15 protein-coding genes and 1 pseudogene are annotated in these 12214 nt (G+C 58.6%); 11 read left to right on the forward strand and 5 right to left on the reverse strand.

The window, feature by feature from the left end; genetic code table 11:
• Positions 1-119 precede the first annotated feature (119 nt).
• Positions 120-1886, forward strand: a complete 1767-nt coding sequence (locus tag FFM81_RS29630) for an SLC13 family permease (RefSeq protein WP_138385947.1) — start codon at positions 120-122, stop codon at positions 1884-1886.
• Position 1887: 1 nt separating this feature from the next.
• Here the strand turns inward: FFM81_RS29630 and FFM81_RS29635 are convergent, their stop codons facing one another.
• On the reverse strand, positions 1888-2262 hold the full coding sequence (locus tag FFM81_RS29635) for a nuclear transport factor 2 family protein (protein WP_138385948.1): 375 nt from the start codon (positions 2260-2262) through the stop codon (positions 1888-1890).
• Positions 2263-2339: 77 nt separating this feature from the next.
• Here FFM81_RS29635 and ftrA point away from each other — a divergent pair, with 77 nt between their 5' ends.
• The gene (gene ftrA / locus FFM81_RS29640) at positions 2340-3365 is read left to right on the forward strand and encodes a transcriptional regulator FtrA (protein ID WP_097536728.1); all 1026 of its coding nucleotides are present in this window, start codon (positions 2340-2342) and stop codon (positions 3363-3365) included.
• 111 nt (positions 3366-3476) lie between these two features.
• On the opposite strand, the gene FFM81_RS29645 is transcribed toward ftrA, so the two are convergent.
• Entirely contained in the window at positions 3477-3716 is a 240-nt protein-coding gene (locus tag FFM81_RS29645; RefSeq protein ID WP_138385949.1) for a hypothetical protein, read from the reverse strand.
• Between the two features lie 135 nt (positions 3717-3851).
• Between FFM81_RS29645 and FFM81_RS29650 the strand changes: the two genes are divergently transcribed.
• Both FFM81_RS29650 and FFM81_RS29655 read left to right on the forward strand, forming a co-directional pair.
• Complete coding sequence (locus tag FFM81_RS29650) at positions 3852-4337, forward strand: DMT family transporter (RefSeq protein WP_138385950.1); 486 nt, start codon at positions 3852-3854, stop codon at positions 4335-4337.
• Positions 4334-4774: a DMT family transporter gene (locus FFM81_RS29655; RefSeq protein WP_138385951.1), complete on the forward strand. Its 441-nt coding sequence runs from the start codon at positions 4334-4336 to the stop codon at positions 4772-4774. Before FFM81_RS29650 ends, FFM81_RS29655 begins: the two co-directional genes overlap by 4 nt.
• Positions 4775-4816: 42 nt before the next feature.
• Here FFM81_RS29655 and FFM81_RS29660 read toward each other — a convergent pair whose 3' ends face one another.
• The 3 genes and pseudogenes from FFM81_RS29660 to yghX form a co-directional block, all read right to left on the reverse strand.
• Positions 4817-5029, reverse strand: coding sequence for a hypothetical protein (locus tag FFM81_RS29660; RefSeq protein ID WP_003563817.1), 213 nt, complete (start codon positions 5027-5029; stop codon positions 4817-4819).
• Between the two features lie 173 nt (positions 5030-5202).
• A pseudogene (locus FFM81_RS33010) lies at positions 5203-5352 on the reverse strand (pirin family protein); the annotation flags it as partial.
• Between the two features lie 85 nt (positions 5353-5437).
• Complete coding sequence (gene yghX, locus FFM81_RS29665; RefSeq protein ID WP_138385952.1) at positions 5438-6325, reverse strand: YghX family hydrolase; 888 nt, start codon at positions 6323-6325, stop codon at positions 5438-5440.
• 319 nt (positions 6326-6644) lie between these two features.
• On the opposite strand from yghX, the gene FFM81_RS29670 reads away from it, so the two are divergent.
• The 7 genes from FFM81_RS29670 to FFM81_RS29695 all read left to right on the forward strand — a co-directional run bounded on the left by FFM81_RS29670 (position 6645) and on the right by FFM81_RS29695 (position 12198).
• On the forward strand, positions 6645-7085 hold the full coding sequence (locus FFM81_RS29670; protein ID WP_138385953.1) for a hypothetical protein: 441 nt from the start codon (positions 6645-6647) through the stop codon (positions 7083-7085).
• On the forward strand, positions 7082-7675 hold the full coding sequence (locus FFM81_RS29675) for a hypothetical protein (protein ID WP_138385954.1): 594 nt from the start codon (positions 7082-7084) through the stop codon (positions 7673-7675). The genes FFM81_RS29670 and FFM81_RS29675 overlap by 4 nt, the downstream gene beginning before the upstream one ends.
• 131 nt (positions 7676-7806) lie before the next feature.
• Positions 7807-7929, forward strand: coding sequence for a hypothetical protein (locus FFM81_RS33175; protein ID WP_281389176.1), 123 nt, complete (start codon positions 7807-7809; stop codon positions 7927-7929).
• 80 nt (positions 7930-8009) lie between these two features.
• Positions 8010-9167 (forward strand): Gfo/Idh/MocA family protein, encoded by a 1158-nt coding sequence (locus FFM81_RS29680; protein WP_138385955.1) that lies wholly within the window; start codon positions 8010-8012, stop codon positions 9165-9167.
• A 13-nt stretch (positions 9168-9180) separates the two neighbouring features.
• Positions 9181-10065 carry a carbohydrate ABC transporter permease gene (locus FFM81_RS29685; RefSeq protein ID WP_003563809.1) on the forward strand — a complete coding sequence of 295 codons (885 nt, stop codon included), beginning with the start codon at positions 9181-9183 and terminating at the stop codon, positions 10063-10065.
• The gene (locus tag FFM81_RS29690; RefSeq protein WP_003563807.1) at positions 10062-10919 is read left to right on the forward strand and encodes a carbohydrate ABC transporter permease; all 858 of its coding nucleotides are present in this window, start codon (positions 10062-10064) and stop codon (positions 10917-10919) included. Before FFM81_RS29685 ends, FFM81_RS29690 begins: the two co-directional genes overlap by 4 nt.
• 73 nt (positions 10920-10992) lie before the next feature.
• Positions 10993-12198 carry an ABC transporter substrate-binding protein gene (locus FFM81_RS29695; protein ID WP_037091198.1) on the forward strand — a complete coding sequence of 402 codons (1206 nt, stop codon included), beginning with the start codon at positions 10993-10995 and terminating at the stop codon, positions 12196-12198.
• The last annotated feature ends 16 nt before the right edge of the window (positions 12199-12214 follow it).

Below are 12214 nucleotides of genomic sequence, written 5' to 3' on the forward strand. Positions count from 1 at the left end.
GCTTTTCATGCCCATCCGATTGTCGGCGGCAGCAAGCGGCGAGGATCGATGAGAAATTCTCTGGCTCGTCGCATCATTCTCTTGCGTCAAACGTTAATTGCTACCACAGGGATGCAAACATGCGCGTTGATCAATGGCTTTCTCTTCTCGTCATCGCGCTCATGATGGGCGCCTTCGTCTGGGGGCGTTATCGATACGACGTGGTCGCAGTGAGTTCCCTGCTTGTGGCAATCACCGTCGGCATCGTCCCTGCCAAAACCGCCTTTTCCGGTTTTGCCGATGACATCGTCATCATTGTCGGCAGCGCACTGATCGTCAGTGCGGCGATCTCCAGATCGGGCATCATGGATCTGGCGCTGCGCCGGTTTTCGCCGGAAAGACGCGGGCCGCGGATGCAACTGATCATCTTGGTTGCCATCGTCGCGGCCCTGTCGGCTTTCGTCAAAAACATCGGTGCGCTGGCGATCATGATTCCGGTTGCCGTGCAGATGGCCCGGAAATCGCGCGTGTCACCGTCGATGTTCCTGATGCCGATGTCTTTCGCCTCTCTGCTCGGCGGGCTGATGACGCAGATCGGCACATCGCCGAATATCATCGTTTCCCGGGTGCGCGAGGAGATCACCGGGCAGCCGTTCACGATGTTCGATTATACGCCCGTCGGCCTGGCGCTCTCGGTCGCCGGCGTTGTCTTTCTGGGGCTGTTCTACAAGCTGCTTCCCGAACGATCGCGGGTAGAAACGTCGATGGATGAGGCGGTGGCGATCAAGAACTACACGACCGAAGCCAAGGTCATCACGCCCTCGGCGGCGATCGGCCGGTCCGTCAGCTGGCTGCAGAAGCCGGCCGGCGGTGATGCGATGGTGACCGCGATTATCGGCGGCAGCGGCCAAAGACGAACGCCGCTTCCCGACACCGTGCTCAAGGATGGCGATCTTCTCATTATCGAGGGCGAGCAAAGCGCCCTCGACAAGATCGTCAGCGAAGCCAAGCTGCAACTGTCCGATCGTAAACACGAGCCCGAGATCCGCCGGGACATCAGCTCCGTCGAAGCCATCGTCGGCGAACATTCGCGCTTGATCGGCGTCAGCGCAAAAGACGTCGCTCTCTTCCACAATACCGGCCTCAACCTTCTTGCCGTCAGCCGCCGGGACAGGCGCTTCACCGAGCGTCTCGGCGAGATCAAGATCCGCAACGGCGACGTCGTGGTCTTGCAGGGCGACTTGCAGAAACTGCCGGATCTTTTACGCGAATGGGGATGTTTGCCGCTGGTCGAACGGGATCTGAAGCTCGGCAATGCCCGCAACGGCATGATCCCGGTCATTATCCTGCTGGCGACGATGGCGGCGACGGCCTTCGGCGGCATTCCCGTCGCGACGGCATTTTTTGCCGCCGCCTTTCTGATGGTGGTCACCGGATCGGTTCCCTTGCGCGAAGTCTATCATCATCTCGATGCGCCGATTCTGATCATGCTGGCTGCTCTGATCCCGATCAGCGACTCGCTGAGAACCACGGGAACCACCGACATCATCGCCGATCTCCTGTCGCGCACCGCCGAAATGCTTCCGCCCTTCGGCGCTCTGGCTCTCATCCTGGTGGCGGCCATGGCCGTGACGCCGTTTTTGAACAACGCGGCGACCGTTCTGGTCATGGCGCCGATCGCCGCGACCTTTGCCGCCAAGCTGGGCTTCCGGCCCGATGCGTTTCTGATGGCGGTGGCAATCGGCGCCGGCTGTGATTTCCTCACCCCGATAGGCCACCAGTGCAACACGCTGGTCATGGGCCCGGGCGGATATCGATTTGGCGACTATGCGCGATTGGGCCTGCCGCTTTCGCTGATTGTCGTGCTCGTCAGTGTGCCAGCGCTGCTGGCAGTCTGGCCGATCTGACTTAAGCCATTCTTCGTTCGAGATGCCAGATCTTGGCGACGATCCGCCAGCCATCCGTGCCTTTCACAAAACACAGATGATCGATGAAAATATTCTCGTGAATGCGCAAACGGACTTTGATGGTAGCGGAAGCATCCGAGAGCCAGTCGATCAGGATAATTTCGTCTTGACGCGGCTGCGAACGGCTGGAAGGCGAAATTCGCTTGGCGATGACCTCGCGGTAGGCTGCGATTGGATCAACGACAATTGCGCCTTCGTCAGCATCAAACAGGCTGCAGGCCGGATGGAAAACCCTGTCGAACAGCTCCAGGTCGCAGGCATAAAGGGCATCGAAATAGGTCTGGATGGCACTTAGCAATTCTGTATCCCGTGACATGGTCTCTCCTATGACAAACACTTGACGAGATCGCATGGCCGGCAGCCGCGTTGCCAGTGGCGGAATTGCCAGATAGCATGGCATTCATGCCAAATTTCAGACATACGCCATCTCAAGAACCAAACAGACGCGTCGTCAGCCTCGTCTATGACGGCCTGTGCACCTTCGAGTTTGGGATCACTGCCGAAATTTTCGGTCTCTCGCGGCCTGAGGCTGGGCCGAACTGGTATCGATTCGAGTCCGTCGCCCTCGAAGATAAATCCCTTCGCGCCTGCGGTGGTCTGATGGTCGCCGCGACCGGTTCGGCAGAGGATTTGCACCAGGCCGGAACGGTGATCGTCCCGGGGTGGCGCGGCGCCGAGGCGCCCGTACCGCAGCGAATCTGCGACGAACTTGTCCTTGCGCATAAGAGAGGTGCCCGCATCGTGTCGATATGCGGCGGCGCTTTCGTCCTCGCGGCGGCGGGCCTTCTGGATGGCCGCAGGGCGACAACCCACTGGCAATTTGCGAAAACCTTGGCCGAGCGTCATCCGGCAATCGAAGTCGAGGCGGATCGCCTCTACATCGACGACGGAGACATCCTGACCTCGGCGGGCAGCTCAGCGGGCATTGACCTATGCCTGCATATCGTGCGCTCCGATTTCGGAGCGAGGATTGCAAACTCGGTCGCACGCCGGCTGGTCATGTACAGCCATCGGCAGGGCGGCCAAGCCCAGTTCGTCGAACAACCGATTCCGGCCGAATACGAAGCGCACCGCTTGTCGTCCTTGTTGGATCATGTCCGGGCCGACCTCGCAGCGTCGCATAGCATAGCGTCGCTTGCCGGCAAGGCAGGAATGAGCCTACGCACTTTCCAACGCCGTTTTCGCTCCCTGACCGGATTGCCGCCATTGAAGTGGATATTGAAGGAGCGCCTCGAATGTTCGCGCATGTTGCTCGAAACCAGCAATGCGCCGCTAGACGGGATCGCTCTTGCGACTGGCTTGGGCAGTGCCGAGAATCTCCGATTGCAGTTCGTTCAAACCTATGGCGTCAGTCCGCTGAATTACCGGAAGCAGTTCGCGACGCCTGGAATGCGACTGATCGCAGGAAGTGGCGGATGATCATCGCGACGGCGACGGACCAGGTTAGCCGCCCCAGGCCGATGCGAAGTCCGCGGGCTTTTTCCCCGCGTAAGGCAAGTCAGGCTGCGCCGGCGGCGCAGCCTGGCAGCTTTACTTCCACTGCGTCCCGTCGCCGGCAGCGCAGCCATAGGGCGGCAGTGAGCTGGTAAAGGTGCTCTTCAGCTTGGCGCAGCCCCAGCTGTTGATCGGACCGGGCATAAAATTGTTGAGGGTAATGCCGATTTCATCATAGGGGCTGTCGGTGTTGGAGACATAGCGATACCAACGGAAACCGGTAAAAACGACGACGGCAAGAGCGATCGTCAGCAGCAGGCGGATCAATTTTTTCACGATATTTCCTTTACATGCAAACGGTGCCGTTTAGCACTGCGATGCGGATGCGGAAAGCTCCAGCCAGATGCAAGACGCGGGCCGTGGCGACAATCGAAAATTTCGGGCGCAATCAATTGTTTGACGGGATCTGCAATGACCATAGAAGCAGGACGTAATTCGCATCCCATTCACTTCATCGGCGCTTTTGCAACGGGCGGGCTCCTCACCTTCATGGTCCATCTGAACGGGGAATTGGCACGTTACGGCGACCCCCTGTTCTCATCCTGGACCGCTCACGGCACAGGCATGATCGCCGCCGTCATTCTGCTTTTGGCGATGTACCGCCGGCGCACGCCGATGGCGGGGAGGACTGCCAGAGCGCCCTTGTGGGCCTATCTCGGCGGGGTGTCCGGCGCCGCAACCGTCATTTTGACCTCGACCGCGGTCAACTCGCCGCTCGGGCTCTCCGGTACCCTGGCTCTGGGCCTGGCAGGCCAGGTCGCCTTCAGCCTGGCGGCCGACCGGTGGGGACTGTTCGGTCTGCCGAAGCGGCGCCCGGATATCCGGGACATCGCCGCGCTCGGCCTGGTCGTCACCGGCGGCGCACTCATCATCCTGTTTGGACGAGGTGGGGCGTGACGCTGTTCATTCTTCTCGCTTGCCTGGGCGGCGTGCTCGTCGGCCTCAGCCGTCAGCTCAATGGGCGGTTGAGCATATCGACCACGCCGCTGATCGCATCCTTCTGGAATCATGCTGTAGGCTTTGCCGTCCTCACCTGCCTTGGTCTTGTTGTCGGAGGCCTGCTGCCTGCAGGTGCTGCCGAGGCGCCCTGGTATATCTATCTGGGCGGTCCGATCGGCGTCGTTTTCGTGGCGGCGGGCAGTTGGGCGATTGCGCGCATAGGCGCCGTCAATTCCGCGCTGCTGATCATCGGCGGCCAGATGGTAACCGGGGTGGCGCTGGATTATGTCAGCGACGTTCCGACCTCATTCTGGGCGAACGCGACCGGAATTATTCTCATCGTCGCCGGAATGATGGTCAGCCGGAGGCGACGCAAGGCCGGCGGCTCGCAATAATCGACGCCGTGCATGTCGAACAGGACAAAAGGATTGGCTGGTTCATTCGTCCAAGGTGGAAAGAGCATCCTGCAGTCGGAGCGCCGCAAGCGCCTTCGTCGCCTCATCCGAAGACCATCCGGCTTCCAGTGCCGCAGCCAGCACCAGCGATTCGGTTTGAAGCTCGAGCTTCTCGTAAAGCGGCTCGATGGCTTCGCGCGCAGTTACGAGGTGCTGGTCAGGCGGCGTGATGGGTGTCGCGGCAACCGTAGGCATGAAATGCTCCTCCTTTGAACGCTAAGGTTCGAAACCAATGACGGACATGCTTGTTCCGTTCAGATCGCTTTGGGCCCTGGAAAAAATACAATGAGAGCCACGTATCCTTGTCGCCCGACCTTGGTCCTTCGTGGGCCGTCTTTGGTGTCGGAGCAATCTTTCGCTCGAAAAAACCGGCGCGAAAAATGATGATACCACAGATGACGAAATTTCCTCCACCTTAGAAATGCACGAATGATGATTGCCGGCGGAATCTTCCAGTGGTCACCGACAGTCCCCTGCTTGGTGACCGGTGCGGGATCGAGCCGAAACGCAACGGGGGTAATTGGCGGCTTGACCTCACCGGGCCGCAGACGGGCGGGCGGAAATGCTCTTCCCACCCGCATCATCGTTCAAGCCATGGTCTTCTCAGGCGAGGTATTTCGTAAACCAGTCGACCGTTCGCTGCCAGGCGAGCTTGGCGGCCGCTTCGTCGTAGCGCGGCGTCGAATCATTGTGGAAGCCGTGGTTGACGTCTGGGTAGACGTAGGCCTCGTAGGTTTTTCCGGACGATTTCAGCGCGGCTTCATAGGCCGGCCAGCCTTCGTTGATGCCCTTGTCCAGCCCGGCATAATGGAGAAGCAGGGGCGCCTTGATCTTCGGCACGTCCTCGGCGCGCGGCTGCCTGCCGTAAAACGGCACGGCGGCGGCAAGTTCGGGATAGGCGACTGCCGCGGCATTGGCGACGCCGCCGCCATAGCAGAAGCCTGTGATGCCGACCTTGCCGGTGGTGAGGTCGCTCTTCATCAGAAACTCGACGGCCGCGAAGAAGTCGTTCATCAGCTTCTCCGGGTCGACCTTCTGCTGCAGCTCCTTGCCTTTTTCGTCATTGCCCGGGTAACCGCCGACCGAGGTCAGGCCATCCGGCGCCAGTGCGATGAAACCCGCCTTGGCCACGCGCCGCGCCACATCCTCGATATAGGGGTTGAGGCCCCTGTTCTCGTGAACGACCACCACGGCCCCGACCTTGCCGGCGGCTTTGGCGGGGCGGACGAGATAGGCGCGGACATCGCCGTTTCCTTTCGGCGAGGGATAGGTGATGTATTCGGCCGATATGTCGGGATCGGTGAACTCGACCTGGGTCGCCAGCGCATAATCGGGGCTGAGCGAGGCCAGAATGGCGGCTGCCGTCAGGCCGCCGACGGCGAATTTGCCGGCCCGGTCGAGAAACTCGCGCTTGGTGATCCTCCCGTGCGCATAGTAATCATAGAGTTCGAGAAGTTCCTGCGGGAAATCCTTGGCTGTCATGCGGGTCATGATGGCTCCTCCTTGCCTCGGGTTCTCGCATCATCCTACACACGTAAACTCGCGGTTCTTTTCAACATTTCGCGAGTTTTGCGTGAGCGTGCCGCGAGATATCGACTAGTCATGCACTTGCGACGCAACTCGCCTCAATCAATGCGGACTCATCCATAACACTGGACCTTCCGCATAGTTGGCGTGATCGAGTCTAGCTAAGTCTCCTGCTCGAATGAGATTGTCTCCAACCTTCGCCACCGCTGGCTGCGACCTGCAGCTACACCTTGTGTCGCGCGAAGAATGCCACTACGATCAATCGAGATAGGAGCAAGCGAATATGGCATCGGAAAGCATCAACGATGACTGGAGAAACCATGCCCGCCGCGATCTCTATCATCGTGAGATCGAACATTTTAGACGTCGCCAGCAGGACAAGCTGACGTCTGATGTCAATCATGCCCTAATCGGCCGCAATGCGTCCATCGTTGTGATCGCATTACTGCTGCTGATCGGTATGAGCACGTTGTTTTCAGCAGTCGGAAGTGCGTTCGTGGAATTGGCCGATCTCAAGGAGATGTCTCGCTTTTCGAACGCGGAAACGAATATCATCTTGATGGTTGCGCTTGCAGTGGGGGGTGCAATGGTATTCTCCGCAACGTTTTGTATATTCGCATGTATAAAATTGTTTAGGCAGTTCACGTACTCCTACTCTGAAACTACTGACATTATTGATGAAGGTATTCGTTTGGCGCGAAAGGGAAGCGACGAAAGGGGATGAGTTTTCTATTCGATCTCGCAAAAGAATATATTCGGGCTAAGCTTTTTTCCCCCAAGGATTTTTTCGAGCGCCAGAAGCGCAATCTGATTCGGACGATCATTGTGCCTTTGATCGTTCTTTTCGGTGCCCCATCGGCCATCGTGGCTTTTGTCACTAGCTTGCAGTTGTTTGAACTTAAGACCAGCGGTTTATTGATAAGGTTGGTCGGTAATGCCTCCGATGATCTGCTTTACTTAACAGGTGGGATAGTCGTGACGCTATGCTTCTCGCTCGGTCTAAATCTTATTTATGGGATGCGGCTGAAATCGATTGAGCTGGAGCTTGCTCAGATGGAAACGGTCACCACCCAACTGAGCGCAACGCAGGTGCTCCACCAGAAATATGATCAGTTCATCCTTGAAGGCAAAGTACAGGAGGCACTTAGTATAGGTGCATACATTTCCAAAACCAACCCAGAGTATCTGACAAGAAATCCAAGTCTGGTTATTGATATGGTCGAGCGTGGCGCCCGTGTCGAGTTGGCTGACCTCCGTCCGTCTCCGCTCCGTCTGTCTGGACCGGAAGCGGACGGCGAGACTAAGACGCGATAGATGGAAATCGCGATATAAGTACAGATCATTGATGCTTTCGTCCGTCTCTAAAGCCAACCTTCATTGAGACTGACTCACGGGATTCCAAAAGGTGACGGATCTAAATCGATGGCGCAAACGGGAGGTTTGCGATGGGTTCGGCGATTTCGTTGTTGCAGGACTTTAGTGGAGATCGGCTGCATCCGGCTGGCGGCGGCGCGCAATCGGCAGCCGCCTACCGATCTATGAAAATTAATTTCATACTCATGCCGTGAGGCCCGTTTTCTATTGACGCCTGTCGTTTTTTGTCCCAACTTAAAGAAAATAAATTACCTAATTTGGGAACTTGATCGGCATGAAAGTGGGAATCATCGGGCTCGGATTCCGGCTCGGCTATCTCGGCTATGTCTTTAAAGCGATCGATAGCAGCTTCGACATCGTCGGCTATGTGGATCCGGAACCTGCCGGGCTTCCCGGATTGACGGAAAAGGGAATTTCGGTCGGCAAGGCCTACGGGTCGCCGGAAGAGCTGCTGGCCGCCGAAAAGCTCGATCTCCTGATGATCGGCTCCCCCAATCACCTGCATCTCGACCATATCAGGCTCGGACTGCAAGCCGGTCTCAAGGTCTTCTGCGAAAAGCCGATCGTCACGACCATTGCCGAAAGCATCGAGCTTGCGCATCTGATGGCGAAGTTCGGCCATGAGCGGCTGATGGTCGGTCTGGTGCTGCGTTACTCGCCTCTCTACAAGGATCTGCGCGCCATCCAGGCCGAGGGCAAGCTCGGCCAGATCGTGTCGATCGAAGCTTCCGAACATATCGAGCCCTATCACGGCGCCTTCTTCATGCGCGACTGGCGCCGTTACGAGCGTTATTCCGGCAGTTTCATGCTGGAGAAATGCTGCCACGACCTCGACCTTTATAATGGTGTCGTCGGCGCAAGGCCGGAGCGTGTCGCCAGTTTCGGTGGCCGCAAGAGCTTCACTCCGGCCAACGACCCGGCGCGCGAAGGCATCAACGATCTCGAGATGTTCCATCGCAAGCCGAGTGGATGGATGGGATCGGACAAGGTCTTCGACAGCGATGCCGATATCATCGATTATCAGGTAGCGATCGTCGAATATGAAAATGGCGTCGGCATGAACTTCCACACCAATCTGAACGTGCCCGACCAGTTCCGCCGTTTCGCCATCATGGGCTCGCGCGGCATGGCCGAAGGCGATTTCGTGCGCGGCTATCTCGACGTGCACGAGCAGCTGACCGGCAACAAGGTGGTCGAAAACAAATACGCCGCCACCGAACTCTCCCAGCATTACGGCGCCGACGAACAGATGGCGAGCGACCTGCTGGAAAGCGTGCGCACCGGGCTCGAACTTCCGGTTTCCACGCTGAATGCGCTCGAAGCCGGCATTCTGGCGCTGGCTATGGACGAAGCGAGGATGAAGAAGACGGTCGTCGACCTCAGACCCATCTGGGACCGCTTCGACGAAGCCCTTCACGCAAGAGCGGCTTGAGGAGGGCGGCAGGATGAGTGTTCAACGAGGCACGGTCATCTTTGCCTGGATCCTTCTCCTTCCGGCCGTCCTCTATGTTCTCGCCATCGTCGCCTATCCCCTTGTCGATACCTTCATTCTTTCCTTCACCGACGCATCGCTGAAGAAGACCACCAACTGGGTCGGTTGGGTCAATTACCAGAAGATCTTCAACGCCACCTTTGCGGAGGTCATCTTCCGCACCTTCATCTGGACCTTCTTCTCCGTCGCCCTGAAAATGGTGATCGGCACTTTCGGCGCGACCATGCTGAATGCCGCCGTGCCCGGCCGCTCGCTGTTCCGGCTTTTGACCATGCCGCCATGGATCGTGCCGATGGCGATCGGCATCTTCATGTGGGGCTGGATGTATAATGGCCAGTTCGGGATGATATCGGGCGTCTTGCAGCGCTTCGGCCTTGTCGACGGTCCGGTCGCCTTTCTTGCCTATGGCAGCACCGCCTTCTGGGCAACGATCATCACCGATGTATGGATCGGCGTGCCCCTGGTGACGATCTACTTCCTGGCGGCGATCCAATCCATTCCCAAGGATCTCTACGAGGCCGCCTGGACCGACGGCGCCGGCCGCTGGTACCGCTTCCGCCGCATCACCCTGCCGCTGATGGTGCCCGCCATCATCACCATGTCGATGCTGTCGCTGATCGCCACCTTCAACTCGTTCGACATCATCTGGATCCTGACGCAGGGTGGGCCGAGCGGCGAGACGACGACGATGATCATCGATACCTATCAGACGGCGATCGGCTCGAAGAAATACGGCGAAGGGGCGGCGCGCGCCGTTCTGATCTGCATCTTCCTGTCGCTCTTCTGCTTTGCCTATTTCCGCGTCACCCGCCGCCTCAACCCGGAGAAACGCGCATGAGCAGCCCCGCCATGATCGACCGTTACCGCTGGTGGGAAATCATCCTGATCTATTGCGGCATCGCTGTGTTTCTGTTCTTCGTGCTGGCGCCCTTCTTCGAAGGCTTCATGGTATCACTGAAGCCGCTCAGCCAGCTCTTCTCTTCACCCTACCGCTTCTGGCCGGAAAACGGCTCGTTCGAGGCCTACCGGACGATGTGGGTCAGCGTTCCGGGTTTCGGACGCTATATCTTCAACTCGTTCTTCATCTCGATCATCGTTACGCTGATCGTGCTCTGCCTGGTCATTCCGGCGGCCTATGCCTTCGCGAAGTTCGAATTCAAGGGCATGGGGATCCTGCTCGGCGCCTTCCTGACGGTGAACATGTTCTCCGGCGCCGTGCTGCTCATCCCGCTCTTCCGGCTGATGCGCAGCATGGGGGTGCTCAACACCTATCTCGCCATGATCGTGCCGGGCGTCGCCTTCCTGATCCCATCGGCGATCTGGCTGCTGCGCACCTATATGATCCGTATTCCGCAGGAACTCAACGAAGCGGCCTACATGGATGGCGCCAGCCACTTCTATACGCTGCGCCGCGTCATCCTGCCCATTGCGATGCCGGGGATCATCGTCGTCGCCATTACCACCTTCATCGGCGCTTACGCCCAGCAATTCATCTTCGCGCTGACCTTCAACTCGAAGACCGAATACATGCCCCTGCCGGTGGGTCTCTTTGCTTACTTCGGTAAGCAGGAGGTCATCTGGAACGAACTGATGGCGGCTTCCTTCGTCGGCATCGCGCCGGCGATGGTCGTCATCTTCTTCCTTCAGCGCTACCTTGTCGGCGGGCTGACCGCCGGTGCGGTGAAACAATAAGAGCAAAAAACGAGTGAACAGCTAACACAAGAACGGGAGTCACGACGTGAGCATAACAATCAAGACAGGCCTTATGGCGCTCGCCTTGCTCGGTTCGACGGCATTGACCGCGGTCACTGCCCAGGCGGCCGACAAGGAAATCAGCTGGATCTATTGCGGCGATACGATCGACCCGGTCCACACCAAATACATCAAGCAGTGGGAAGAAAAGAATACGGGCTGGAAGATCACCCCCGAGGTCGTCGGCTGGGCGCAGTGCCAGGACAAGGCGACGACGCTGGCCGCCGCCGGCACGCCGGTCGCCATGGCCTATGTCGGCTCGCGCACGCTGAAGGAATTCGCGCAGAACGACCTCATCGTCCCGGTGCCGATGACCGATGACGAGAAGAAGGCCTACTACCCCCATATCGTCGATACGGTAACCTTCGAGGGTAACCAGTGGGGCGTTCCGATCGCCTTCTCCACCAAGGCGCTTTACTGGAACAAGGATCTCTTCAAGCAGGCCGGCCTTGACCCTGAGAAGCCGCCGAAGACCTGGGCCGAAGAAATCGAGATGGCAAAGACCATCAAGGAAAAGACCGGCATTCCGGGCTTCGGTCTTTCCGCCAAGACCTTCGACAACACGATGCACCAGTTCATGCATTGGGTTTACACCAACAACGGTGCGGTGACGGATGCCGAAGGCAAGGTCACGCTCGACAGCCCGCAGATTCTTGCCGCGCTGAAGGCCTATAAGGACATCGTCCCCTACTCCGAGGAAGGCCCGACGGCCTATGAGCAGAACGAAGTCCGCGCCATCTTCCTCGACGGCAAGGTGGCGATGATCCAGGCAGGCTCGGGTGCCGCCGACCGCCTGAAGAAGACGCAGATCAGCTGGGGCATCACGACGCTGCCGCTCGGCCCCGACGCCAAGGGTCCGGGCACGCTCTTGATCACCGACAGCCTGGCGGTCTTCAAGGGCTCGGGCGTCGAGGACAAGGCGACCGAATTTGCCAAGTTCATCACCTCTCCGGATGTCCAGTCGGAATACGAGCTGCAGGGCGGCGCCGGGCTCACCCCGTTGCGTCCTTCGGCCAAGGTCGACGAGTTCGTCGCCAAGGATCCCTATTGGAAGCCGCTCATCGACGGCATCAGCTATGGTGGCCCGGAACCGCTCTTCACCGACTATAAGGGCTTCCAGAACTCGATGATCGAGATGATCCAGTCGGTGGTGACGGGTAAGGCCGAACCGGAAGCCGCGCTGAAGAAGGCTGCCGGCGAAATCGAAGCCTTCAAGTAACCCCCTTGAGGCTTCT

This window comes from Rhizobium hidalgonense (assembly GCF_005862185.2).
Classification (GTDB): Bacteria; Pseudomonadota; Alphaproteobacteria; order Rhizobiales; family Rhizobiaceae; genus Rhizobium; species Rhizobium hidalgonense.